Here is a 25269-nt window from a genome sequence, read left to right as displayed (position 1 = left end):
GGTGTCAAACATACCTCGCTGAACCTCTATCAGTTTGAGCGATTGCTCAGCAAAACTGGCACGCAGGGCTATTACGGTCACGATGAGCAGTTTCTGAGCGCACTGGCGTTGCAACCCTACGGATTTATCGGGTCGACCATCGGTATCATGCCGCATGTTTACCGAAATATTGCCGCGGCTCTAGCGGCTGGCGATTTTGCAGCAGCGCGTAACGGACAGGCGATGGCAAATGACGTGATCGACGCCTTGATGGCGGTGGGCGTTTTGCCAGGGGTCAAGGCAATTCTGGCAATGGACGGGGTGGATTGCGGCCAGTGCCGCGCACCACTTGGTCAACCAAGCCCCGAACAAATCAATTTGCTAAAGCGCGTCATGACCCCGGTCTGGCAAGCTCGAAATGACAGCGAGCAGTCCACTGATGCTGCCCCCCCCCGGCGAGAGAAAATTGCAAGTTAACTAGCACGAATCAGTGTCGGAGCATCTCGACAAGACACGACCAAATGAAACCACATCTGAAACTTGGAGGAAAAAAGATGTCTATCTCGAAAACCAAAAAACTGATCAAAGGCGCTTTTGCCGCGACTGTCATTGGCGCAGCGAGCCTGATGACCGCGGGCGCTGCTCTGGCAGAATATCCTGAAAAACCAATCACCTTTATCGTACCATGGGGCGCCGGTGGCGGCACCGACACCACCGCACGCATCGTCGGCAAGCTGATGGAAGAAGCGCTTGGCGTCCCGGTCAATGTTGTGAACCGCACTGGAGGTCAAGGCGTTGTTGGTCATTCGGCGATCGCGACGGCAGAGCCGGATGGCTACACGCTGGGTCTTATCACGGCCGAAGTTACAATGATGCACTGGCAGGGTCTGACCGATCTTACTTACGAAAGCTACACACCGCTCGGCAAAATGGTCGGCGTCGTAGGCGGGCTGCAGGTTAAGGCCGGGTCCGAATACGCCGACGCCCAGGCCGTGATCGACGCAATCAAGGCAAACCCGGGCGGCATGACCGGTTCGGGCACGGGACTTGGTGGTATCTGGCATCTAAATATGGCCGGAATGCTAACCTCTGCCGGTCTGGATGCGGACGCTGTGCGTTGGGTACCAAGCGAAGGCGCGGCGCCAGCCTTGCAGGAGCTGGTTGCCGGTGGCGTCGATATTGTCACCCCATCGATCAACGAAAGCGCCGCGATGATCGAGGCGGGTGAGGTAGTCAGCCTGGCTGTCATGGCCCCGGAACGCAGCGTGCATTTCCCTGACGTGCCGACCCTGAAAGAAGCCACCGGCATTGACTGGAACGCCGGTTCCTGGAACGGCGTTGCCGGTCCGGCGGGCCTGCCTGACGATGTGCTGGCAGTTCTGTTGCCGCTGATCGAGGAAATCCAGGCCAGCGAAGAGCTTGCGGAATTTGTCAACGACCGCAAACTGAATCTGTTTGCACTGCCTGCAGACACATGGTCGGGCGAGCTTGCCGATATTGACGCGGCGATGGGCGACACCATGCGTGCAGCTGGTATCATCGAGTAACATCGCGCCTCATACCACAACAAGTTGGAACGGCATCATAGATGTCGTTCCGGCTTTGGTTTTAGACGCCAGGAGCGGCAGGATGCTTACAAAAAATCTGATATGGAGCGTTGTGCTGATGATCCTCGCAGGCAGCGTTTTCTATATCGCGCGCGGCTTTCCGACCCTGCCGAAACAGGCGGTCGGTGCAGGCACCTTTCCGATGCTGATCGCGGTGCTGCTTGGGCTCTCTGGCCTATTGCTCGGGTTGTCAGAGCTGTTTTCGGCCCGCCCTGATCCGGTAGCAGATGCAGCGAGCGGCATTCCCGCGCCGCCGTTGTCACAATCCATCCCGGCACTGCTGGCACTAGGCGCGGTGCCGCTGTCATGCGCCTACCTCTCGGGGCCTATCGGCTTTACGCTAGCCGCCGCCATGCCCACCACAGCGTTCATGCTCGCTTTACGCCGAAGCCGCCCGATCCAGACGGCCATTTTGTGCTTCGGGTTCTGCGCCCTGATTTTCTGGGCCTTTACCAAGGGCCTGCTTGTCCCGCTTGCACCTGGCATCTTTCGAACTGTGATCGGAATTTAGAAGATGGAACTGTTTCAACAATCCTTTGCGCTGGTCCTGCAGCTTGACGTGATAATCGCACTGGTTGCCGGGGGGGCGTTTGGCTTGTTTCTAGGCGCCATGCCCGGCCTAACCGCCACCATGGCGCTGGCATTGCTGGTGCCGGTGACGTTCTTCCTGCCGCCGGTTCCAGCGCTGTCGCTGATGCTGTCGGCGGGATCGATGGCGATCTTTGCCGGAGATCTGCCCGGTGCGTTGCTGCGCATTCCCGGCACACCCGCCTCTGCCGCCTATTGCGAGGATACATTCCGGCTGACCCAGGGTGGCTGCGCCGAACTTGGCCTTGGCCTCGGGCTCTTTGCATCTGTCATCGGTGGTCTGGTTGGCAGCCTGATCCTCACATTCGCCGCCCCCATGCTGGCCCGGGTTGCGCTGAACTTCAGCTCGTACGAGTATTTCTGGCTGGCCTGTCTTGGGCTGACCTGTGCGGCGCTGGTGTCGCAATCGACGCCACTGAAAGGTGTCATATCGCTGCTGCTGGGCCTGCTGGTTGCAACTGTGGGGCTAGACTCCACCACCGGCTACCCTAGGTTTACCTTCGGCAGCGTCGAGATGATGGGCGGGATTTCCTTTATCCCAGCGATGATTGGCATGTTCGCCGTCGCCGAACTGGTCAACTCTATCGCCCGCACCCCGCCGGTGCAGGGCAAACCGACCCAGCGGATCGGTTCATTTTCTAGTAATATCAGTAAGCGGGTCTGGAAATATCGTGGCCACGCAACACGCGGCAGCATTCTGGGAACGCTGGTCGGTGCCTTGCCCGGCGCAGGTGCGGACATTGCCGCATGGGTTTCTTATGCAATCTCCAAGCGTTTATCAAAAACGCCAGAACAATTCGGCAATGGCTCCGAAGAGGGCATTGTGGCCGCATCCTCTGCCAACAACTCCAGCATCGCAGGCGGTTGGATCCCAACCCTGGTCTTTGGCATCCCCGGCGATTCCGGTGCCGCAATCATCATCGGTGTGCTCTATCTAAAGGATCTCGCCCCCGGGCCCACGCTGTTTCTTTACAAACCCGAAGTGCTTTATGCGGTCTTCATCGCCTTTTTCCTGGCTAATATCCTGCTTTTGTTCATGGGGGCTGTGATGATCCGACTCTCGACCAACATCCTGCGCGTGCCGTTTTCGGTGCTGGCCCCGCTCATCATGATCTTTTGTGTCGTCGGCGCCTTTGCGATGAACAACAGCTATTTCGGCGTCGGTATCATGATGGCGGCGGGGGTTGTGGCCTTTGCTTTGAAAGCCAATGACATTCCAGTTGCACCTGCGATCCTTGGCATGGTGCTGGGCGGACTTTTGGAAAAGACCTTCCTGACATCGATGGTCAAGGCAAACGGTGATCCGCTGATGTTCTTTTCCCGCCCCATTGCGGCGTCGCTTGGGATCATCACGCTCGCGCTCTGGGGCCTACAGCTCTGGTCGAGTTGGAAGAAGCGTCAAAGACTTACGCAGACGGGCTGACCCCGATTTACCAGCAGCAACCCAACAGTTCACAAGAGCCATCAGCCATGCCCGACACCCCCGCCTACCCCGATTTCGAAGCTGCCACTTTCCTGAACGACCACATCTCTCAGACCTTGGCGTTTTATGAGGATCGGGTAGTGGATCCTGACGGTGGTTTCTTCCATTGTTTCGAGGATGATGGGCGGATTTATGATCGCGACCTGCGGCATCTGGTCAGCTCTTGCCGTTTCATCTTCAACTATGCACTGGCCTATCGCGAACAAGGCGAAGACCGGCACCGGGGAAAGGTGCTGCACGGGCTAAAGTTCCTCGAATCCGCCCATAAACAACCTAACGGGTCTTATGCCTGGCAATTGCGCGATGGTGAGGTGATCGAGGGGCAGGTGATGGCCTATGGCCATGCCTTCGTGATGATCGCCGCGGCCTTTGCGGTGGATGCCGGGATTGAAGAGGCTCGCCCCGTCCTGAACCATATCTGGGACTTCATGGAGACCCATTTCTGGCAGGCCGAACATGGCGCCTACGCCGATGAATACGACGCTGATATATCCGAACTTAGCCCCTATCGCGGCCAGAATGCCAATATGCACAGCTGCGAAGGCTGCATTGCCGCCTATCGCGCCACGGGCGAAGCGCGCTATCTGGAGCGGGCGGAGGCACTGGCCCGAAAATTCACAGTTGAGCTTGCAGATCAGACCGGTGGATTGATCTGGGAACATTATGACCCCGAATGGAACCCGGACTACGACTATCACCGAGACAAACCCAATGACCTCTTCAAGCCCTGGGGCATCCAACCCGGTCATCTGGTGGAATGGGCGCGGCTTTTGCTGACACTCGATGGCCTCCGGCCACAGCCCTGGTACTTGGAACGTGCCGTCACACTTTACGGCCTGGCCATGCAGTATGGACGAGATCGCGAACTGGGCGGTCTGGTCTATGGCTTTGCGCCCGATGGCGCCATCTGCGCGCGCGAAAAATACTATTGGGTCCACAGCGAAACCGCCGCGACCGCCTGGCGGCTCTACCGTCGCACTGGCAAGGAGACCTATCGGCGGGATTATCACTATATCTGGCGCTATGCTTGGGATCATCTGATCGACCTCGAACACGGAGCCTGGTTCCGGGTGCTGACGCCCGAAGGCAACAAGATCAACAACCAGAAATCGCCGCCCGGAAAGACTGATTACCACACGCTTGGCGTCTGCTGGGATATCCTGTTAGTCGGGACTGTCGATTCCGTGGATGTTGCGTCATGACGATACTCTGCTGTGGCGAGGCGCTGATTGACATGCTCCCTGCGGCCACGACAACGGGCGGCGAAGGATTTGTACCACATTCCGGCGGCGCGGTGTTCAACACCGCGATTGCACTGGGACGGCTCGGGGCACGCACTGGGGTGCTGACCGGGTTGTCCACGGATATCTTCGGCCAACAATTGGCAAGCGCCTTGCAGGCCAGCCATGTCGATACTTCGCTGGCAATCACATCGGACCGCTCCACGACGCTCGCCTTTGTGCAACTGGCCGACGGGCACGCCTCCTATTCCTTTTTCGATGAAAGTTCAGCCGGCCGTATGCTGGTAAAGGAAGATATGCCCCCCCTCCCTGCGGATGTCTCGGCGCTGTTCTTCGGTGGGATCAGCTTGGCCTGTGAACCATGCGCGGACGCCTATGCCGCGTTGCTGGCGCGAGAAGGCGAGACCCGCGCGGTGATGATTGACCCTAACATCCGCGCGGGTTTCATCCAGGACGAAGCACGCTATCGTGCCCGGCAAGAGGCGATGGTTGCGCAAGCGGATATCATCAAGGTCTCGGATGAGGATCTGAACTGGATTGTCTCCGCCCCACTGTCCCTGCGCGAAAAGGTCGACGTGATGCTGGACAAGGGGCCGTCTCTGGTGATCCTGACCCGCGGCAGCGATGGCGCGACCGGATACCTGACCGACGGCAGCGAAGTCGCTGTGCCTGCTCAACGGGTCCAGATTGACGACACCGTTGGCGCAGGAGACACATTCAACGCCGGTGTCATGGCCAAGCTTTCAGAGCTCGGGATGCTAACGAAAGCCGCTTTGACCAACCTGTCTCCCGATGCAGCTAAGGCCGCGCTTGCCCATGGCGCAAAGGTCGCCGCCGTTACCGTATCCCGCCCCGGTGCAAACCCGCCCTGGGCAGAGGAAATCTGAGCGGGTAATGGGGAGGAAGACATTGACAGGCTCTTCGTTTGAAACGAACGAAATCATAACTCAACCGACTGTATCCTCCGAACTAAAACTGGTCACTATCACATAGATATGCGGCCCATTCTCAATGGCAGCTTCCTGCACTAAGCGTTAAGATATGCACAGCGCAGCTTATTGCGTTTCGGGCTCAAAGCCGCCATGCGGCGTTGCAACGTCACGGCCCTACACGTGGTCGGCGATCGACGAGGTTGCCGCCGGCGGCTGTTAGCCCGAGGCTGAGGTTGAAGCGTTAGGTAACGAGCCAGGACTGAAGGCTCACAATAAAACATCCGCCAACCGATCGGAACTCCGACTACCCCTCTGAAAGTTGGGAGATGTCCAAAGTTCCCCGCATGAGGCCGATCGCTGAAAACTCAGTCGGTTGGGTAACCTGATCCAATCCAGTCTGTGAACCCACCAGCAAAATAGGCGACATTGGTGTAGCCCCAGAAAGCGGCTTGAGCGCTTGCGTGGGCGGATCGGTAACACTGCTTGTCCGAACAATAAAAAACGACTGGATCATCCTTGGTGATCAAGTTTTGCAGGGCGGTTTCGTCGAACTGGGTTTTAAGTTCCAGATTAACCGAACCGGGAATGTGAGACAGATTGTACTGAACAGCCCTGCGGACATCGACGAATTTCACATTGTTCGCCAACATCTCAAGTGCTTCTTCGTGGCTGATTTTTCGCACGCCCCTGACTTCGAACTCCTGCGTGTCAACTTTGGAGACACGGTCTTGCCACTCCTCTGCAAACGTTGGAAGCCCGCCGAATAGCGCCGCTGCCAACGCCAAGAAAAAAAGTGTTCTCATGATAAAATCCTTCTGAACGGAGCAAACAAGACTGTGCCTAACTTGGGCCAGCTGAACCCAAGATTCTGTTTTCTGCTGCGCCTGTTTCTGATCCTCCGGGTTGCTAGGAATTCCAGTTTTGAGTGGTTTTCCAGAAAGGCTTCTGTACCAATGCAACAAGAACTGTAGTCCCGTGCGGTCAGAATTTTCTCCGATAAGAAGATCACTTCACCGATGTCTCGCCGGTCTTTGGTTTCGTCAGCTGAGCTATGTTGCATTGTAAATCTCCAAAAAATTGTCGTCCCATCCTCCAGAAAATCGGAGGTTCAATTTTAAACTTCCCAAGTTTCCGAGGGAATTTGGTAATATCGAGCATCAGTTTTCCAAATATTGGAAAGGTTATGGATCATTTTGATTGCATGAAGGTGTTTGTCGCTGTCGTCGAGGCTGGCGGATTTTCGGCGGCATCGCGAAAAACTGGTATTCCAGTTGCCACAATCAGCCGTAAAATGAACGAGTTGGAAGACGCTCTAGGTGCGCAGCTACTGATTAGAAGTACACGAAAAATTCAAACGACAGATAGCGGCGAGCGTTACTACGAAGAGATCCGTAACATTTTGGAGGACATCAAAGTAGCGGCCAGACGCGCGGCTGGAGAATACAAGTGCGTCTCGGGACAACTGACAATCACTGCGCCAACGCTTTTTGGACGGCTACACATATTGCCTATCGTGCGCGATTTCTTACGCCTGCATGCAGACATAAGAATCCGTTTGGTTCTGTCCAATTTGACACTGAGCATGCGCGATGATCCGGTAGATTTGGCATTTCGAATTGGACCGCGGAGGGACGAGCCAGAAAATTACTTTGAGTTGGGTTCAACAAGGCAACTTATTTGTGCCAGCTCCGATTTTCTCAAGTTGCACGGGTGTCCGCAAACACCTGACGACCTGCTCAATGTTCCATTTGTGCATTTTTCGAGAAACGCGATGTTGAGGCCGGTTCAGTTCCGGTCTCACGACGGGCGGCCCCTGGAACTGGACCTTTACCCGACACTGATAACGGACTCTGCCCAAACCGCAGTTGATGCAGCCATTGACGGCGTCGGGGCGACCCAAGTGTATGCCTATCAGGCAGAGGCTGCAGTTGCCGCAAGACAATTGAAAATTGTTTTGACGAAGTTTGAAGCCGCGCCTTTCGCGGTAACTCTTGTGGAAAAGAAAGGCGTCCGCCGGCCCATGAAACTGGCCACATTCATGGAGTTTTCGAAACCACGGCTTGAACAGGCCCTAGGGCTCGTTTCCGATATCTGCGCAAGATCCACTGGCTGGACAGCCAGTTAAAACTTCTCCGTTTGGCAATCTGACCTCGCTCTTGGAGTTCCTGCATGACGCTGACAAGTGGATATCCGGCGCGTATGCCGTTTATGCGGCGCTCGTTTTGGTTCAGTCGGTGTTGCCGGAGGATATGCTGGTTGAAGGCACGAGAGCGCCACACAACCGTATGCGCGCCACGCCGGATGTGTTGGTCGAGTCGATTTCACAAACCAGTTTTGACAAAGACTTCATCATTGATCTGTCGAAGATTATGGCCGGGATCGGCCCGATTATTGCGGGCGTAAAGGGCGTTGTTTATCTTGGACTTGCCATTCGATGTGGCATCCGGGTCTACCGGCTGACCTCTACGGCCGAAAAGATGGGCGACTACCCCGAATATACGTTCAAATCAATAGAGGGCGAGGCGCTCTTTGCGCGTCTAACGACGTATTATACGGATGAAAGCAAGTCACATTGCAAATCCGCCACCAAGGGATTTCTCGAGGCAACGGTGCGTCTTTTGGTGCCCACATCTGTGTTTTTGTCGCTGGGATTTGCCGCAGAATCTTTCCTAAGCGGTGTTCTTGCCCGCTATTGGGAAGCGCGTGACGTTGAATTGACCAATCATTTGCTGGAAATGGCAAAATGCGCGGACGACGCCAGCGCGTTTTACGAAATCATCCGAGGTGGGCACATTGTCATTCCGGCTTACGTGGCTAACAGCTATCAGGCAAAAGATCTCTCCAATGCGCGCCGTATTTATGCCGGCGAAGCCGAGAGAGCCAAAGAGTTACGTGAAGGCGCCGACTACCTGAAACGCCGTGCAAAAGATATTTATGACGACAGTCGCTATGAGGTGAAAGTCGTGGCCGCCAAATAGTCAGAAAGTACAAAGAGTTGTCCCTTTGAATTCGCTTTTCCAACAATCATGCGCAGCATAGTCTTCCCGCAACTTTGGAGGTTTTTATGTCGAACACTTATGATGTGATCGTGATCGGGGCTGGGATCGCGGGGGCTTTCGTTGCATCAGAACCAACCGGGCTATCATACAACGGGACGCTCCGCGGTGTTTAGCTTGACCTATGCTCCGGCGCCGATCCGTGCTCTGACACGCGCATCTGAAGACTTTCTCGCAACCCGTCCGCTGCATTTGGCACACATGCCCTTGTCACGCCTCGTGAAGTGATGATGCTGGCAAAACATGGCAAAGAAGCGGCGCTGGATGATCTTGTGGCTGAGGTGAGCGCCAAAGGTCCGGTGGAGCGGTTGGGCGCAGAGGAGACCTGTGCGCGCCATCCGCTTTTACGTTAGTCTTATCCGATCTGCGTGATGCTTGATATTGGCACGTCTGACTTTGATATGCATGCGCTGCATTAGGGGTAATTGCGCGAGTTTCGAGAATGTTGCGGCATGCTCAAGGCCCACGCCGAGGTCTCGGCGCTGGCGCGTATCGGTGATCCATGGCACGTCACGGCATGTAGCGACGCGCTTCAGGCCCCTATCGTTGTAAACGCCGCTGGCGCTTGGACCGATCAGGTGGGGCAGAGGCTGAAGCGTAACCCATTGGGCTGGTACCCAAACGGCGCACCGCGCTGATCGCCGCCGCCTCGCCGTCAGAAACTTCCCCAGCGTCGTACAAGCAGACGCCGATCCACACTGGTCGCCGGAGTGTCACACATTCGGGCGTGCCGGGTGATCTGCTCCTGAAAGACGGACTATTGGGTGCCTGTGATTGCGCTGTAGTGCCCCTAGCCCGAACTCGACCGGACCCTTCTGCGTGGATTGATGCTGACCCAGAACACGGCGGACCCGCCGTTCAGACCCCCGCATGTCGTTGCGAATGTGATCGATGCAGGCCAGATGTCGTGATGGCCGCAGTAGTTTCTCCGTACGGCCTCAGATAGGATCAGCTTGTTCAACGTCAGGTCTGACACAACTCGACGCAGCCGTACATTCTCCTTCTTAAGTCGTTTGAGTTCCTTCAGTTGATCGGCTCCCATGCCGCCATATTGCTTACGCCAGCGATAGAAGGTCTGCTTAATAATCTCACCTGACGGTTTGCATCCACGCGCGGCATTCCCTGTCCGCACAGCACTTCAACCTGCCGTAACTTCGTGACAATCTCTTCCGGCTTGTGACGTTTGACTCCCATCTTTGATCCTCCGTTTCCTAACTATAGGGCCGGACCACTTCAGTGGGGGGGGATCAATAGGGCAGATATCAAGTTTTGGCATCAAAGTCTGGAGTGTCGCCGCTCGACCGGAAGAATTGCTGCGCCACTCCTCCAAGGGCGGCCTTAGAGAAGCTGCGATGCGGCGCGAACCATGCTGACGAGTGTCTGGTATGGGGCGCGAGCCACAGATGGTGGCGATTGAACCAAGGTCCGAAAAGTCCCGCATTGCTGACCTCCGAGACCAAATTTCGCGGCGTCTCTGATCAATGACCGCTTCACATGCTATTGCAGCGGTCTCAGACGGTGCTCCCAGGTAAAACGGCGGACTGCTTCTCCGCCATCAAGATTTCACACATTTTGGCACGCGATCCCGTTTTGATACGGACACCTTGCGGTTTCGTTCGGCCAAATTGATTGGAACAATCCGCGCTTTGCGTTGTGGTTGCGTGGGCTTTGCGCTTTGATGGTGGCAAATGAGGGGGGGGGCTTTGATGCTGACTTTGGATCATTTGGCGGTTGCTGGCGAAACGCTAGAGGCGGCCGTGGCGCATGTGGAAGATGTGCTGGGTGTGAAAATGGGGCCGGGTGGGGACCATGCCCACTTTGGAACGCACAATCAGCTGCTGGGACTGGCAGACGGTGTTTATTTGGAGGCGATTGCCGCCAATCCTGCCGTTGAACGTCTGCCTTATCCGCGTTGGTTTGATTTAGATCGCTTGAAAGGCGCGCCGCGCCTTGGGAACTGGATTTGCCGCAGTGATGATTTGTGCACCGAGCTAGCGCGACTGGATGTGGACGCGGGCAAAGTTATCCACCTTGCGCGTGGAGATTTGCGTTGGCGGATGGCCGTGCCGGACAGCGGCATGCTGCCGTATGACAATTGTTTTCCGGCACTCATTCAATGGGACGTGGCGGTGACACCAGCTGAGATATTGACACCGTCGGGCGTGGCTTTGACACGGATTGAAGTGGCCCATCCAAAGGCGACCGATTTGGAGAAGAGTGTTGGGCTCACGGATCCGCGTGTGGTGTTTGTGACGGGGAATCCGGAATTGCAAGCGACGTTTGACACGCCTCACGGTGTGCGGGTGTTGCGGTGAGGCTGCGGGATGCGGCATCTGCGGATGCCGAGGCTATTGCGGATATTTGGAACCGTGAAATTCGGGACGGCGTCAGCACATTCAACACAGTTGAGAAAGAGCTTGGGGCGATAAAAGCCGCGATCGCGTCAGAAGTTGTGTTTAAGGTGGTTGAGGGAAATGGCGTTGTGCAAGGGTTTGCAACCTTTGGGCCGTTTCGGAGCGGTCCGGGCTATGTGCGCACAATGGAGCACACAATCTATCTGGCAGCGGCCGCCCGTGGCAAAGGCACAGGGCGGGCCTTGATGGCAGCCTTGGAGGGAGAAGCCAAAGCGCGCGGTGTACATGTTTTGGTGGCCGGAGTGGGCGGGGAGAACGTTGCTGGCATTGCATTCCATACACGTCTTGGGTTTGTCGAAGTCGGACGGATGTCCCAGGTTGGGCAAAAATTTGATCGCTGGATGGACTTGGTGTTGTTGCAAAAAATGCTGTGACGCAGCACTGGCCATTCTGCAAAGAAGCGCTAAGGTGGCGGCATGTCAATTTGGTCCCGCATATCGCAGGCGTTGTCTGCTCTGAGCCAAGGGGAGTCGCTCTCCTCTGTTTTTGATCATTTGCGCGCGCCGCCGGAGCGGTCTGTGGCGTTTACCATTGCGGTGATTGCGTTGGGCGCAAAGATGGCCAAGGCGGATGGCTTGGTGACGCGTGATGAGGTTATGGCCTTTCGGGACGTGTTTCAGATCGCACAAAAAGACGAGGCCAACGCCGCCAAGGTCTTTAATATGGCCCGGCAGGATGTGGCCGGTTTTGAAGAGTACGCCACACGGATTAAAGGCATGTTTGGGGCTGTGCATGGGCGACCAGATGACCTGATGGAAGGGTTGTTTCACATTGCTGTGGCGGATGGGGAGTATCACCCCAACGAAGATATTTTTCTGCAGCGAGTCGCCGAGATTCTTGGGGTTGAGGACATTGCGTTTAAAGCCATGCGAGCGCGGTTTGTGCCTGACGCAGAAGCGGATCCCTTTACGGTTTTGGGTGTGACGCCAGAGATGTCGATGGAAGACATTCGGCAGGTGTGGCGCAAACTGGTGCGCGAAACACACCCCGACGCCATGATCGCGCGCGGCGTTCCGGAAGAGGCGGTCAAGATTGCCGAGAAGCGCATGATTGATATCAACCGCGCCTGGGAACAGATCAACGAGGCGGCGTGATGCGGATTGCCACGTATAACGTGGAGTGGTTTTCCAGCCTGTTTGATGATCAAAACCAGTTGCTGAAAGATGACGGTTGGTCTGGTCGCCGCGGCGTGACGCGGGCGCAGCAGATTGAGGCCGTGGGGGCGGTTTTCGCAGCACTGGATGCGGATGCGGTGATGGTGATTGAAGCACCGGACCAGGGCAGTAAACGCGACACGGTGTTGGCGTTGGAGCGGTTTGCGGCGGCGTTTGAGTTGCGTGCCAACAAGGCTGTCTTGGGGTTTGCAAATACCACACAGCAGGAAATAGCGCTGTTGTATGATCCCACAGCGATGACGCCTGCACATGATCCGCGCGGGGAGGTCACGGGAAAACACGGAGCCACCGGTGCGCCGCGGTTTGATGGCACATTGCGGTTGGATTTGGACGTGGACGCCAAAGAGGATTTGGTGGTGTTTTCCAAGCCGCCTTTGGAATTGGATCTGACGACTACGGCGGGGCGGACGCTGCGGGTGATTGGTGCGCATCTGAAGTCAAAAGCGCCACATGGCGCGCGCAACCGTGATGAAGTGATGAAAATTTCCATCGCCAACCGGCGCAAACAATTGGCTCAGGCCATTTGGCTACGGCGGCGCATCGAGGAGGAATTGGCGGCAGGAGAAGATGTGATCCTGCTGGGGGATCTCAACGATGGTCCGGGGTTGGACGCGTTTGAAGACTTGTTTGGGCGGTCGTCGGTTGAAATTTTGCTCGGTAGCAACGGTGGTGCTCGGATGTACGATCCAAACGCGGAGACAGCCTTGCGCCATAAGCTGGCAGCGCAACCGACAACCGCACGGTTCCATATTGAGCGCGAAGGGCGTTATCTGAACGCATTGCTGGATTACATTATGGTGTCCGAGACATTGCGATCGGCGAACCCACGCTGGCGGATTTGGCATCCGTTTGAAGATCATACATGCTGGGAAATGCCACAATTGCGCGATGCGCTGTTGATGGCGTCTGACCATTTTCCAGTGGTTTTGGATATAGAAATTTGAGCTGAGTTTGGGAGGGTGCCCAATGAAAACCTTTAAAGCGTGCGTTGTGATCGCAGCACTTTGTGTGTCCGGAGTGCCGGCAGCCGCAGAAGACAACACCGCAGGTCGAAGCCTGATCGAGCAGGGTATGGAGCTGTTTCTCAAGGGGTTGCAGGATGAAATTGCACCAACCCTTGATGGGTTCTCTGCCTTGATGGAAGAGATTGGACCGGGTTTGCAGGGTTTCCTTGAGGAGATGGGGCCAAAGCTGGGCGCTGTGTTCTCCAAGGTGGAAGACTGGAGCAACTATCACGCGCCGGAAATGCTACCCAACGGCGATATCATCATGCGTAAGAAAACGCCGGAAGAGATCGGTGAGCCGAACGGAGATGAAAACTCTGAGGGCGTGGAGCTGTGAGGAAGTGTCCCCCAATGGGGGGGCGCTAGTCTTTGAGGCGCACGGTAGACGTGGCCCCAAGCGTGTTGGCCAACGCGTTGAAGCGGGCTTCGGCAACTTCACCATAAAGCGGGCCGGTGCTTGTTGGCAGTTTCAGGTGCAACTCTGCCTTTTTCGGATGGTATTTTAACGTGCCCATATTATCGCGGTCTTGTTGCCACAACATGGCACCAAAGCGCATGGCTTTGCCGATAACTTCGGCTTGGTGTTGTTCTTTGTCACTTAGAAGCTGGGCGAGGTCTTCAAAACGGGTGCCTTCGGATTTGTTGCGGTACCGATGCAGCAGGGATAAACCAAGGAACACTCGTTCCTCGTGCTTTAGGCCACCGAGATTGGCGCGAGTGGTGCTGTCAAATACGGTTTCAGCCCGGTAGTCAGGGTGCGCGCGCCAGCTCACGTCGTGCAGGTAACAGGCGGCCTTGATCAGGCGCAATTGCTCCGGCTTAGATGATTTGAAAATCGGGAATATGAATTTGTAGAGCGATTTGCCAAAGCCGGGAATGCGGGCGTCTTTCGCCTCCATAAAGCGACAGGCTTCGATCAACGGGTCGCGCTCGCGGATGCGCTCGGGCATTTGCTCATAGAGCACCCCTTCGCGGATGCCATAAGAGCTGATGGCGATGTCATGTGGTTTGAAGCGGCGCAACACACCTTTGAGGACTTCGATTGCAAGCGGGACCAGCGCCATGCGTGAGCTGGACACGCCGCAGCGGCCACGCAGTTCGTCTGGGTCGTTTTCCTGAATGTAGCGGGCGGTGTCGCGGATGGCTGTGGCTGTCATGCGGTATTCATGCAGCACTTTCAGAGGGTAACCACGACGTTCCATATCGATGCGGGCAATGGCGCGCCAGGAACCGCCAACAAGAAACAGGCGGTTTCGCTGATTGCCCATCCGTTGGTAGAGGTCATCCAAAGTGTCATTGATAAAGTCGCGACGACCTTTTTTACCGCCTTTCACATCGCGCAGTTTCAGCGGGCCAAGTGACGAGGTCACCCGTTTACCAACTTCTCCGTCGTTGATTTCTGCCAACTCCATAGACGCGCCGCCGATGTCGCAGATCAAGCCGTAAGCGCCAGGCCAGCCGGTGAGTACGCCTTGGGCAGACAGGCGGGCTTCTTCGGTGCCGTCGATCACGTGGATGTGCACGCCGGTCGTGGCCAGTACTTCGGCGCAGAAATCCGGGCCATCAGAGGCTTCACGCACGGCGGCAGTGGCCACGGCGGTGAGCCCGTTAAGGCGCATGGAATCCGCCAGACGGGCAAAGCGGGCAATTGCAGCCAGCGCCCGTTCACGTCCTTTGGGGTTGAGTTTGCCGGTGTCAGCGATGCCGGCGCCCAAGGCACACATGATTTTTTCGTTGTAAAAGTAGGCCGGGCTGCGCGCCGCGCCGTCAAAAACCACAAGGCGCACTGAGTTCGAGCCGACGTCGACCACGCCAACCCGCGATAGCGCGCGCGCCTCGAGGTCTTCAAAAATCGGGCGTTCAAACAGGCTGTGGTCCTGCTGCGGATCGTGGGGCATGGCGGTCGTCTTACGTCAAGTACAGTGTGGTTTGGTGGCGCAACATTGCGCCACCCTTGAAGTGGGGTCAATCATCCGTATGGGTCAATTGAGGCACATCTGATGCCCCCGCAGAGCCCCGTCCAGAGAGTGACGGGTTTTCCATGAAGAAGCGGTGGCAGTTGAAGGCAAATTCGCCTTCCGGAACCGGGGTGCGGTCAAAGCTGCCGTCTGGCTTCATCACCCAACTTTGGGCCACGTCAGCCATGTTGGCGGCCATGACCTGGGACATCATTTGGGCTTTTACTGTCGCGTTTTTGACTTCGACAAGGGTTTCGACGCGGCGGTTGAGGTTGCGGCCCATCCAATCTGCTGAGGACATGAAGACCCGCGCTTTTTTGGCGGGCAACTCATGGCCATTGGCAAAGCAGACAATACGAGAATGTTCCAGGAAACGGCCAACCACGGATTTAACGCGGATGTTGTCAGACAGACCTTCGATGCCGGGGCGCAGGCAGCAAATTCCCCGCACGATAAGAGAAATTTTCACGCCGTCTTGTGAGGCTGCATAAAGCGCGTCAATGACCTCCGCCTCAACCAATGAGTTCATTTTGGCCCAGATCGCCGCTGGTTTGTTTGCGCGGGCGTTTTCGGCTTCTTGCGCGATCAGTTCAAGTAATTTGGGTTTCAGGCTGATCGGCGAGATGGCGAGATTTTCCAAAGTGTCAGGTTCGACGTAACCGGAGAGGTAGTTGAACACCCGGTTGGCGTCGCGGCCCAAGGCGGCGTCACAGGTGAAAAGACTCACGTCGGTGTAAATCTTCGCGGTGATTGGGTGATAGTTGCCGGTGCCGTAGTGGGTATAGGTCACCAGCTTGTCGCCTTCGCGGCGCACCACGGTCGAAATTTTGGCGTGGGTTTTTAGATCCAGGAAGCCGTAAACCACATGGGCTCCCGCCCGTTCCAAGCGCCGCGATTGGCGGATGTTGGCGGCTTCGTCAAAGCGGGCTTTGAGCTCGACCAACGCAGTGACAGATTTGCCGTCTTCGGCGGCCTCGCAAAGTGCCTCAACAATTGGAGAGTCCTTTGAGGTGCGGTACAGCGTTTGTTTGATGGCCACAACATTGGGATCGCGCGCAGCCTGTTGCAAGAAGCGCACCACCATGTCGAAGGTCTCATACGGGTGGTGCAGCAGCATGTCTTTTTGCTGGATGGCGGCAAACATATTGCCATCAAAGTCCTGCACCCGTTCCGGCACCCTTGGGGTGAAAGACGGCCAAAGCAGGTCAGGGCGGTCATCAATCACCATTTCTTTGAGGTCCGCGAGGCCGATCATACCGTCGATATCGACCACTTCGTCGCCGGTGACTTCCAGTTCTTGCATGATGAGTTTTTTCAAGCCGGCAGGGGCGTCGGAGGTGATTTTTAGGCGCACAACTTCGCCGCGGCGGCGGCGCTTGAGGGCAACTTCAAATTCGCGCACGAGGTCTTCGGCTTCATCTTCAACTTCGAGGTCGCTGTCACGCAAAACGCGAAATGCACAGTGTCCTTTGGTCTTGTAGCCGGGAAAAACGCTGTCCAGATGCAGGATCAGAAGTTCCTCAAGCGGCAAGGCGCGGATGGTGCCTTCTGGCGACGGCAAAAAAACAAAACGGTCGATCTGATTTGGAATTGGCAGCAAAGCCTTGAGGCTGCGTTTGTTTTTCTTGCGTTCAAGCTGCAAGGCCAGCGTAAAGCCGGTGTTAGGAATGAAGGGGAAAGGGTGCGCCGGGTCGATGGCCAATGGCGACAACATCGGGAACACGCGGTTCATGAAGACATCCGCGAGGAACGTGAGATCGTCGTCGGTGAGCGCGTCCCGTTGCAGGATGTTGATATTTTGCGCTTCCAACTCGCCGCGCAGACTGTTGAACATGCGCTGTTGCTCTTGCAGTAGGTTGCGGGCGTCCGCGTTGATCAGCACCAATTGTTCGGCTGGGGATAGGCCGTCCTGTGCTGGGTTGTTGTGGCCTTCACGCACAAGCTCGCGCAGGCCAGCCACGCGAACGGTATAAAACTCGTCCAAGTTGGTTGCGGAGATCGACAGAAAGCGCAGGCGCTCCAACAGCGGCACACGTGGGTTTTCGCTTTCCTCCAAGACACGCCAATTGAAGCTGAGCCAACTCAGTTCGCGGTTGAAGAAACGATTTGGGCCGGTGCGGTCCAGATCAGGCAATGCCACAGGTACGGGAAAATCAGATTTTAAAAAGTCAGCTTGGGTCATGTCACTCTCATGCCATTGGCAGGTAACGAAAAGATGACTTTATGCGGGAAAGTGAGTAGGGTCCAGAGAGGTGCGTCGGGCAGCGTGTCGCGGGAAGAGTGGATGTCACTCCTGCTCCAGAACCCGTTTCGCCAAAGCCTTGGTGATAGGGCGCTTCTCGCTCAAGCTCAACTGGTCCAACGCCTCCACCACATGGGCAACATTGGCAAAGCTGCGGTCCATGTGTTTGGCGATGTAACCCAACACATCCGGAGTGGGCATCAGCTGGCGGTCGCCAAATTGTTTGGCCATCACCGCCATAAGCAACATGTCGTCCGGTTGGTCCAAGGTGGCGACCGTGGTGCCTTGCATTCGGCTGAGCAAATCCGGCAAGGTCAGGCCCCATTGCAAAGGCGCGCCGTTGCCGGTGAGCAGGAGGGTGTTGCCTTCTGCTAGCGTCAAGTTGTGCAAATGGAAGAGCGCGGTCTGCGCGTCAGGGAGGTCTGCGATCAGGTGCACGTCCTCAACTGCGACTGGAGTCTTGGCCAAAGCGGGCACAGCGTGTTTTGTGAGGCTGGAAGCGGTCACTATCTGCGCGTCGGACAAGGCGGCCCAAACATGGGTCAGGTGGGTTTTGCCCGCGCCAGCGGGTCCGGAGACCACCAGTTTTCCGCCTGCCCAATTCGGCCACAGATCGACCAGGCCAAGCGCCATGGCGTTGGCGGGGCTGACAAAAAAATCATCGCGCCCGAGGGCTGCCCGAACCGGCAGATCGAAGTTTAGCTGTTCAGCCATTTGGATTCAGTCGGCGTCCTGTGCGCTTGCTTGATCAATCTCGCTGCGCCCTTTGTAAAGCGTGGAGGACATGTATTGGCCGGTGACAAAACGTGCAAGCACTCCGATGGAGGCCGCCACGGGTACGGCCACCAACATGCCAACAAATCCAAAGAGAGCGCCAAAGACAGACAGTGCCAAAAGCAGCCATACAGGGTGCAGACCAACAGATTTTCCGACTAGTTTTGGGGTGAGGACGTTGCCTTCGATCATTTGGCCGATGGCAAAAATCGCCGCGACGAGGCCGACTTGCAGCCAATCGCCCCAAAACTGAAACAGCGCCAGACCAATGGCCAAAGCGCCACCGATGAGTGCACCAAGGTAGGGGATGAAGGTTACAAGGCCAGCGATGAACCCCACAACCAGGCCAAAATTGAGGCCGACAATCATAAGCGAGACGGCGTAGTAGGTGCCAAGGATCAGACAAACGGTGCCCATGCCGCGCACAAAGGAGGCTAGGGTTTTGTCAATGTCGGCGGCCAGGCGGCGGATGGTGGGCGCGTGATCTCGGGGCAAAAGTGAATCAACTTCGGCGACCATGCGATCCCAATCGAGCAACAAATAAAAGGCCACAACCGGCACGATTACCAGCAAGATGACCACATTAAGAAGCGAGGCTGCCGAGCTGAGCGCGGTTTGTAGAAAGTCCCCGCCGCGTTCTTGCAGGAATTCCCCCACTTTCAGCAGGGATTGGTTCATCATGGAGTCTGCTTGCAACAGGCTGGGGAAGCGGTCTGCCACAAAGGCGCGCAGTTGCGTGAAAACTTCGGGTAAAGTTTTCACTAGCTCTTCGGTTTGCTGGATCAAAGTTGGCACAACTGCCAAGATACCGATCACAAAAGTGAACACGCCAAGCAAAGTGATGACTGTGGTGGACGCAGCGCGAGACAGGCCTCGCGCTTCAAGCCGATCGGCAAGCGGATCCAGAAAATAGGCGATCGCACCGCCCAGAACAAACGGCAGCAAAACATCCCCGAGCGCCCAAAGCACCACGGAGAAAACCACTACAAATATTCCCCAGAACTGAAACTGTTTGTGGGCGGGAAGGGCCATTGGCACTGAACTCCGGTCTGTCGCGTTGCGCACAGTGATTGCGCAAGCGGGCAGGGGTTGCAAGCCTTTGCAGTTGAAGGTGAGTTAGCGTGTGACTAATGCGCAGAGATCCGCCCGCCGGATTGGCTTGGCCAAACAATGGTCAAAACCGGCGTCCAGATAGCTGGCGATGTGTTCAGGGAAAACATTGGCTGTGACCGCGACCATTTTGGGCAAGGTCGCTGTGACGCCTTTGGATTCCGTCGCGCGCAGAGTGCGGGCAATTTGATCGCCGGTCATGTCGGGCATGCGAATGTCGATGAACAGCGTATCAAATCTGTCTGTTAGCGCGTGTTGCAGAGCCGTTTCGCCATTGTGGGCACAGACAACTTCAGCCCCCATTCCTTCCAGCATGCGTGAGAGCACCAGGCGGTTTACAGGGCTGTCGTCTGCCACAAGCGCGCGTTTGCCGGCAAAGGCATTGGCCATTTTTGCAGAGTTCAAGCTTTTTGTGTCCACTTCAGTTGCGACAGGCATGGGCACACAGGTGAAAAAGGTGGTGCCTTCACCCGGTGCGCTATTCACTGACACATCGCCTTCCATGAGATCGACCAACCGTTTCACAATGGGCAGGCCCAGACCTGTGCCGCCTTTGCGACGCGCAACAGAGGTGTCAGCTTGTGAATAGGCGGAGAAGGCGTGCGCAATCTGCCGGGCATCCATCCCGCAGCCGGAGTCTTTGACTGTGGCGTATATCGTGTCTGGTGTGGCTTCAAGGATGACGTGAATGGTGCCTGTGTCGGTGAATTTCACCGCATTGCTGAGCAGGTTGCCAAGCACCTGCCGCAAACGGAATTCATCCCCAAGGCGTGGCGCACCATTTTCGGTATCGCTGGCTTCTACCACCAATTTGACGCCTTTGCATTCTGCGGAGGCGCGGTGCAGAGCGATCACATCAACCACCGCGACGCGGAGGTCAAAAGGGCGGTTTTCCAGATCAAGTTTGCCGGCGTCAATCTTGCTGAGATCCAGCGAATCGTTAAGCGTGCGCAGCAAACCTTGGGTAGAACTGTCCATAGTTCGCAGCAATTCCGGAACCACGGTGCCTTGATCACTTTTGTCCAACTCAACGGACAGCAGGTCCACAGAGCCAATAATGCCATTGAGCGGGGTGCGAATTTCATGGGCCATATGTGCCAGAAAATCTTCGCGAGCTTGGGCCGCATCTTCTGCTTCGGTTTTGGCAATTTCAGCGGCGCGCAAAGCGGCTTTCAAGGCAATTTGCTCGTTTACACATAAGGCCAGCTGATGCAGTTTTTGCTGCTCGTCTTCGGTCCAATTACGAGGGGCATCGTCACTAGCGCAAAGGGCGCCAATACATGTGCCATCTGGCAAAGAGATTGGCATGCCAAGGTAGGCAACCACTTTCAGCGTATCAATTGCGCTGTTATATTTGAGCACAGGATGCATGCGGGCATCGGGCACGATCAGTGGGCTGTTGTTGGCGCGTACATGTTGGCAAAAAGAATGGCACAGCGGTGTTTGGCGCGCCTCTGCCCACTGTGCAGCCAAGCCGATCTGGCTCTTGAAATACTGGCGGTCCAAGGCAGGTTGCACGATGGAAACCAACGCGACTGGCACGTTGAGAACGGCGCGGGTGAGCGACGTTAAATTGTCAAAGGCCGCATCAATCTCTGCGTCGACAAGACCGAGGTCTGCCAGAAGCCTGTCATTTGCGGGTTTGGGATCAATTCTTGATGCCACCGATGTGTTCATTATCTGGCTCACTTGTTAACAAATCGAAAGAGCGCTCGCGCTGTTCAGTTTCTGTTAGCAGTGAGGTCTCAGACTGCCTGTCGACCAAAACGCAAACTGCAAAAACACAAACGAACGCCGCGAAGCGCTCCTTCAATTTTTGATCAAACAGGAAAAAAGTTAATGGCGACCTAACATAACCGGAGCAAATGTAACCTTTTTTACTATTCTGGTAATGGTTGTAAATTTGCGTCAACGATCCCATTGGCCGTGAAGAGGGGCAGGGTGGATGGCTTGCCTCGCCAGCCTGATTGGGCTAGCCCAAGGCAAATGATTTGAGATGGCCAATCCTTTAGCGATTGGCCCAAGCCGAGAGAGTGAGTGCCAATGCGCCTGTCCCGCTATTTTCTACCTGTGTTGAAGGAAACCCCTTCTGAGGCACAGATCGTCAGCCACCGATTGATGCTGCGTGCTGGCATGATCAAACAGTCTGCAGCGGGAATTTATTCCTGGTTGCCGCTCGGCTTCAAAGTGCTGCGCAAGATTGAGAATATTGTGCACGAAGAGCAAATGCGTGCGGGCCATATCCCGATGCAGATGCCGACATTGCAATCCGCGGACTTGTGGAAAGAAAGCGGGCGTTATGATGCTTATGGCGAAGAGATGCTACGCATCACAGATCGTCACGGCCGTGACATGTTGTACACTCCAACAGCCGAAGAGCTGATCACTGATATCTTCCGCAGCAATGTGAGCTCTTACAAAGACTTGCCGCTGACCATGTACCAAATTCAGTGGAAGTTTCGCGATGAGATCCGCCCACGCTTTGGCGTAATGCGCGGGCGTGAATTCTACATGAAAGACGGCTACAACTTTGATCTCAGCAAAGAGGATGCGTTGCACGCCTACAACCGTCACTTGGTGAGCTACCTGCGCACCTACGAGCGGATGGGCCTTCAGGCGATCCCAATGCGCGCGGACGGCGGGCCAATTGGGGGGGACTACACCCATGAATTCCTCGTTCTGGCGGAAACTGGTGAGAGTGAAGTATTCTACGATTCCGCTGTGACCGACCTGTCTTTTGGGGATCGCGAGATCGACTATGACAGCGTGGAGCAGTGCAAGGGGGTGCTGGAAGAGTTCACCACCAAATACGCCCGTACCGATGAGACCCATGATGAGGCGCTGTTTGGCGAGGTTCCAGAAGAGCGTCGCCGCACCGCGCGAGGCATCGAAGTGGGGCAGATCTTCTACTTTGGCACCAAGTACTCTGACGCGCTGGGCGCGCAGGTGCAGACCGCCGAAGGTGAAAAAGTTTCGGTGCACATGGGCAGCCACGGCATTGGCGTGAGCCGTTTGCTGGGAGCGATCATTGAGGCCAGCCACGATGACAACGGCATCATCTGGCCGGAAGGGGTGACGCCTTTCCACGCTGGTATTGTGAACCTGAAGCAAGGTGACGCGGAAGCTGACGCCGCGTGTGAGGCGCTTGAAAAGGCGATGGAAGCTGCCGGTCTTGAGCCGCTGTACGATGATCGCAAGGAACGTGCCGGTGGCAAATTTGCGACCATGGACCTGATCGGTCTGCCTTGGCGCATCACCGTTGGCCCGCGTGGCTTGAAAAATGGCGTTGTAGAGCTGACCTCGCGCCGGACTGGGGAAAGCGAAGAGATGGCACCGGAAGCGGCGGTGGTCAAGCTGATCGAGATCTATGCGGATCACCGTGTGACGGGTCTCTGATCTGGTCTTTAGGACACGACAGAATTTGGAAGGCCCTCGCGATTTGCGAGGGCCTTTTTTATTTATGTGGCGGGGACTTGTGCCGGTTCCCGAACGGGAAGGGATTGCAAAACCGCGAAGGTCAATTCGATGAGGATAAAGCCCCAGATCAGAGGGCTTGCGCCGTTCAAGACGGCGTTGAGCATCCAAGCAGAGAACAGCCAGCGACCTACTGCGTCGTATCGGGCCAGCTTGGGATCATTTAGGTGAAGGCGTACAACCGACCAGATGATCACGACGCTGCCAAAGAAGTTGGCGAAGAGCACGGCGTAGGCATTTAGTTCCGGGAGGGGCGGCAGGCCGGTGACTGCGTGGGCGCCGTTCATGCCGCTCCACATGAGGCCAAGCGTCAGCGGTGTCATGTAGGGCCAGGTGATCAGCAGGTCATACCAGGCGGAGATGCGGTATAGGCGGTGAAAAGCGGTGGGTGACATGGTGCATCCTTTGTCAGTTGCGTTAGATGCGGGGAGGTGTAAACCTTGGAGTTAAGTCCAGGGTCAAGGGGGAAGTGATGCGAATTGGAAAATTGGCGGAAGCTAGTGATGTGAGTCGAGACACCTTGCGATACTACGAAAAACAAGGGCTTATCCGCGCGGATCGCTGGCCCAATGGCTATCGCGATTACCCAGAAGGCATGGTGGATATGGTGCGACTGATCCGGCAGGGGCAGGCGCTGGGGTTCTCGCTCAAAGAAATTGGCGCGTTGGTTAAGGGGCTTGGCGGTGGGCTGTCTCAGGGAGAGGTGGAGACCTTGTTGCGTGGCAAGCTGGCGGAGATTGATGCGCGGATGCAAGAGCTTAGCAACCTGCGGGCAGTGGTTGCGCGGCGGCTGGCAGAGGCGTGCCCGTTGGGATTGGATGCGCCGGGATCGCTTGACCCAACGCGGGTGGCCTCATAGGGTCGCGCCAACCAAGAACCGGAGCAGTTATGGCAGGTCGCACAGCCCCTTTTTCCCGTTTTGAATGGATGATCGCCTGGCGGTATTTGCGTGCGCGCAAAGCCGAAGGTGGGGTCAGCACGATGACCTGGATCAGCCTGATTGGCATCACCTTAGCGGTGTTTGCTTTGATCGCCACCTTGGCCGTGCGGGCGGGGTTTCGCTCCGAGTTTGTCGGCACCATCCTGGGCGCCAATGCCCATGTAAGTGTTTATCAAAGCGGCGAAATTTCCGATACCGGTGTGATTGACCGCACCATCAAAGACTTTGATGCGATGGCCGCAAAGTTGAAAGACGTGCCCGGTGTGACGCGGGCGGCGCCTTTGGTGAAAGGGCAGGTGATGGGCAACCTGCGCAGCCGCAACGCGGGCGTGGAAGTCTTTGGCATGCGGGCGAAAGATTTGGCAGAGTTGCCACGGATTGCCGACCCCACCACCAGCGATGGCGACATCGCGCGTTATAGCGAAGGTATCGCGATTGGCTCCGGTGTGGCGCGAGAGCTGGGCGCACGGGTGGGGGATCGCATAAAATTGATTTCCCCCAATGGGGTGAAAACCGCCTTTGGCACTTCGCCACGGATCAGCAGCTATGAGGTGGTCTACATCTTCTCAGCTGGTCGCTATGACATTGATCGTACACGCGTTTATCTGCCGTTTACAGAGGCGCAGTTGTTCTTTGATCGTGATGGCGTGGCCGACGAGATTGAAGTGATGGTGGCGGAGCCTGAGAAGGTCGAGGCGCTTGCGGTGCCGTTGATGATGGCCGCTGGTGATCGGGCATTAGTCTGGACCTGGAAGCAGGCGTCTGGCGGCTTTCTGAATGCGTTGGAAGTGGAGGACAATGTGATGTTTGTGATCCTCTCCATTCTGGTGTTGATCGCCACAATGAACATCGTGAGTGGCTTGATTATGTTGGTTAAAAACAAAGGCCGCGACATCGGTATTCTCCGCACCATGGGGCTGACGGAAGGTTCCGTTTTGCGAGTGTTCTTCATTTGCGGGGCGTTCACGGGTGTCTTGGGAACAGTTCTCGGCGTACTGTTGGGATGCCTGTTTGCGCTCTACATCGATCCGATTTTCTCCTTTGTAAACGTGCTGTTAGGGGGGGAGGCTTGGGATCCGTCGATCCGTGGTATTTATCGTCTACCTGCTAAGCTGGAAGTGGGAGATGTGGTCAGTGCGATGAGCCTGTCGCTTGGTTTGGCCTTTGTGGTGACGATCTTTCCGGCGCGTCGGGCGGCGCGTATGAACCCAGTGGAGGCGCTGCGCTATGAATGATGTTGTGCTGACGCTAGATGGCGTAGAGAAGTTTTATAACAAAGGCTTGGCCAATGA

25 protein-coding genes and 1 pseudogene are annotated in these 25269 nt (G+C 56.2%); 18 read left to right on the top strand and 8 right to left on the bottom strand.

The genetic code is table 11. The features are described from left to right. From QZ517_RS12655 to QZ517_RS12630, 6 genes are all read left to right on the top strand, one after another. Nucleotides 1–456, top strand: a 456-nt coding sequence (locus tag QZ517_RS12655) for a dihydrodipicolinate synthase family protein (RefSeq protein ID WP_294227341.1), incomplete at its 5' end; no start/stop codon positions are given. A 77-nt stretch (nucleotides 457–533) separates the two neighbouring features. After that, nucleotides 534–1526: a tripartite tricarboxylate transporter substrate binding protein gene (locus QZ517_RS12650; RefSeq protein ID WP_294227340.1), complete on the top strand. Its 993-nt coding sequence runs from the start codon at nucleotides 534–536 to the stop codon at nucleotides 1524–1526. 82 nt (nucleotides 1527–1608) lie between these two features. Then, complete coding sequence (locus tag QZ517_RS12645; protein ID WP_294227337.1) at nucleotides 1609–2097, top strand: tripartite tricarboxylate transporter TctB family protein; 489 nt, start codon at nucleotides 1609–1611, stop codon at nucleotides 2095–2097. A gap of 3 nt (nucleotides 2098–2100) precedes the next feature. Then, the gene (locus tag QZ517_RS12640) at nucleotides 2101–3597 is read left to right on the top strand and encodes a tripartite tricarboxylate transporter permease (RefSeq protein ID WP_294227335.1); all 1497 of its coding nucleotides are present in this window, start codon (nucleotides 2101–2103) and stop codon (nucleotides 3595–3597) included. A gap of 47 nt (nucleotides 3598–3644) precedes the next feature. Next, the gene (locus QZ517_RS12635) at nucleotides 3645–4859 is read left to right on the top strand and encodes an AGE family epimerase/isomerase (RefSeq protein ID WP_294227333.1); all 1215 of its coding nucleotides are present in this window, start codon (nucleotides 3645–3647) and stop codon (nucleotides 4857–4859) included. Then, a complete protein-coding gene (locus QZ517_RS12630) occupies nucleotides 4856–5785 on the top strand; it encodes a carbohydrate kinase (RefSeq protein WP_294227331.1) in 930 nt (309 codons plus the stop codon). Before QZ517_RS12635 ends, QZ517_RS12630 begins: the two co-directional genes overlap by 4 nt. 410 nt (nucleotides 5786–6195) lie before the next feature. On the opposite strand, the gene QZ517_RS12625 is transcribed toward QZ517_RS12630, so the two are convergent. Further along, nucleotides 6196–6792: a rhodanese-like domain-containing protein gene (locus QZ517_RS12625; RefSeq protein WP_294227329.1), complete on the bottom strand. Its 597-nt coding sequence runs from the start codon at nucleotides 6790–6792 to the stop codon at nucleotides 6196–6198. A 221-nt stretch (nucleotides 6793–7013) separates the two neighbouring features. On the opposite strand from QZ517_RS12625, the gene QZ517_RS12620 reads away from it, so the two are divergent. From QZ517_RS12620 to QZ517_RS12605, 4 genes are all read left to right on the top strand, one after another. Continuing rightward, nucleotides 7014–7955, top strand: a complete 942-nt coding sequence (locus QZ517_RS12620) for a LysR family transcriptional regulator (RefSeq protein ID WP_294227327.1) — start codon at nucleotides 7014–7016, stop codon at nucleotides 7953–7955. A gap of 31 nt (nucleotides 7956–7986) precedes the next feature. Continuing rightward, nucleotides 7987–8808: a hypothetical protein gene (locus tag QZ517_RS12615; RefSeq protein WP_294227326.1), complete on the top strand. Its 822-nt coding sequence runs from the start codon at nucleotides 7987–7989 to the stop codon at nucleotides 8806–8808. Nucleotides 8809–9116: 308 nt separating this feature from the next. After that, complete coding sequence (locus QZ517_RS12610; RefSeq protein WP_294227324.1) at nucleotides 9117–9239, top strand: hypothetical protein; 123 nt, start codon at nucleotides 9117–9119, stop codon at nucleotides 9237–9239. Between the two features lie 99 nt (nucleotides 9240–9338). Next, on the top strand, nucleotides 9339–9524 hold the full coding sequence (locus QZ517_RS12605) for a hypothetical protein (RefSeq protein WP_294227322.1): 186 nt from the start codon (nucleotides 9339–9341) through the stop codon (nucleotides 9522–9524). 174 nt (nucleotides 9525–9698) lie between these two features. Here the strand turns inward: QZ517_RS12605 and QZ517_RS12600 are convergent. After that, nucleotides 9699–10080 (bottom strand): annotated as a pseudogene (locus QZ517_RS12600) (transposase); the annotation flags it as partial. 515 nt (nucleotides 10081–10595) lie between these two features. Here QZ517_RS12600 and QZ517_RS12595 point away from each other — a divergent pair. The 5 genes from QZ517_RS12595 to QZ517_RS12575 are packed head-to-tail and all read left to right on the top strand — an operon-like array spanning nucleotide 10596 to nucleotide 13816. Further along, nucleotides 10596–11201 carry a VOC family protein gene (locus QZ517_RS12595; RefSeq protein WP_294227343.1) on the top strand — a complete coding sequence of 202 codons (606 nt, stop codon included), beginning with the start codon at nucleotides 10596–10598 and terminating at the stop codon, nucleotides 11199–11201. Then, a complete protein-coding gene (locus tag QZ517_RS12590) occupies nucleotides 11198–11674 on the top strand; it encodes a GNAT family N-acetyltransferase (protein ID WP_294227321.1) in 477 nt (158 codons plus the stop codon). Before QZ517_RS12595 ends, QZ517_RS12590 begins: the two co-directional genes overlap by 4 nt. Nucleotides 11675–11716: 42 nt before the next feature. Then, on the top strand, nucleotides 11717–12394 hold the full coding sequence (locus QZ517_RS12585) for a molecular chaperone DjiA (RefSeq protein WP_294227319.1): 678 nt from the start codon (nucleotides 11717–11719) through the stop codon (nucleotides 12392–12394). Next, nucleotides 12394–13419 (top strand): endonuclease/exonuclease/phosphatase family protein, encoded by a 1026-nt coding sequence (locus QZ517_RS12580; RefSeq protein ID WP_294227317.1) that lies wholly within the window; start codon nucleotides 12394–12396, stop codon nucleotides 13417–13419. Before QZ517_RS12585 ends, QZ517_RS12580 begins: the two co-directional genes overlap by 1 nt. 22 nt (nucleotides 13420–13441) lie before the next feature. Continuing rightward, nucleotides 13442–13816 (top strand): hypothetical protein, encoded by a 375-nt coding sequence (locus QZ517_RS12575; protein ID WP_294227315.1) that lies wholly within the window; start codon nucleotides 13442–13444, stop codon nucleotides 13814–13816. A gap of 25 nt (nucleotides 13817–13841) precedes the next feature. Here QZ517_RS12575 and QZ517_RS12570 read toward each other — a convergent pair whose 3' ends face one another. From QZ517_RS12570 to QZ517_RS12550, 5 genes are all read right to left on the bottom strand, one after another. Next, complete coding sequence (locus tag QZ517_RS12570) at nucleotides 13842–15377, bottom strand: Ppx/GppA family phosphatase (RefSeq protein WP_294227313.1); 1536 nt, start codon at nucleotides 15375–15377, stop codon at nucleotides 13842–13844. A 67-nt stretch (nucleotides 15378–15444) separates the two neighbouring features. Continuing rightward, nucleotides 15445–17619, bottom strand: coding sequence for an RNA degradosome polyphosphate kinase (locus tag QZ517_RS12565; RefSeq protein WP_294227311.1), 2175 nt, complete (start codon nucleotides 17617–17619; stop codon nucleotides 15445–15447). Between the two features lie 105 nt (nucleotides 17620–17724). After that, nucleotides 17725–18393: a DnaA/Hda family protein gene (locus QZ517_RS12560; protein WP_294227309.1), complete on the bottom strand. Its 669-nt coding sequence runs from the start codon at nucleotides 18391–18393 to the stop codon at nucleotides 17725–17727. 6 nt (nucleotides 18394–18399) lie between these two features. Beyond that, on the bottom strand, nucleotides 18400–19485 hold the full coding sequence (locus QZ517_RS12555) for an AI-2E family transporter (protein ID WP_294227307.1): 1086 nt from the start codon (nucleotides 19483–19485) through the stop codon (nucleotides 18400–18402). 84 nt (nucleotides 19486–19569) lie between these two features. Beyond that, the gene (locus tag QZ517_RS12550; RefSeq protein ID WP_294227306.1) at nucleotides 19570–21240 is read right to left on the bottom strand and encodes an ATP-binding protein; all 1671 of its coding nucleotides are present in this window, start codon (nucleotides 21238–21240) and stop codon (nucleotides 19570–19572) included. Between the two features lie 366 nt (nucleotides 21241–21606). Between QZ517_RS12550 and proS the strand changes: the two genes are divergently transcribed. Further along, nucleotides 21607–22959, top strand: a complete 1353-nt coding sequence (gene proS, locus QZ517_RS12545; RefSeq protein ID WP_294227304.1) for a proline--tRNA ligase — start codon at nucleotides 21607–21609, stop codon at nucleotides 22957–22959. Nucleotides 22960–23021: 62 nt separating this feature from the next. On the opposite strand, the gene QZ517_RS12540 is transcribed toward proS, so the two are convergent. Then, nucleotides 23022–23432, bottom strand: coding sequence for a hypothetical protein (locus QZ517_RS12540; protein WP_294227302.1), 411 nt, complete (start codon nucleotides 23430–23432; stop codon nucleotides 23022–23024). A 77-nt stretch (nucleotides 23433–23509) separates the two neighbouring features. Here QZ517_RS12540 and QZ517_RS12535 point away from each other — a divergent pair, with 77 nt between their 5' ends. Both QZ517_RS12535 and QZ517_RS12530 read left to right on the top strand, forming a co-directional pair. Then, nucleotides 23510–23896 (top strand): MerR family transcriptional regulator, encoded by a 387-nt coding sequence (locus tag QZ517_RS12535; RefSeq protein WP_294227300.1) that lies wholly within the window; start codon nucleotides 23510–23512, stop codon nucleotides 23894–23896. Nucleotides 23897–23925: 29 nt separating this feature from the next. After that, complete coding sequence (locus QZ517_RS12530; protein WP_294227298.1) at nucleotides 23926–25212, top strand: lipoprotein-releasing ABC transporter permease subunit; 1287 nt, start codon at nucleotides 23926–23928, stop codon at nucleotides 25210–25212. Nucleotides 25213–25269: the final 57 nt, after the last annotated feature.

This window comes from uncultured Shimia sp. (assembly GCF_913054185.1).
GTDB lineage: Bacteria > Pseudomonadota > Alphaproteobacteria > Rhodobacterales > Rhodobacteraceae > Shimia.
The sequence above is the reverse complement of the archived record's forward strand: the minus strand, read 5'-3'. Positions and strand labels throughout refer to the sequence as shown.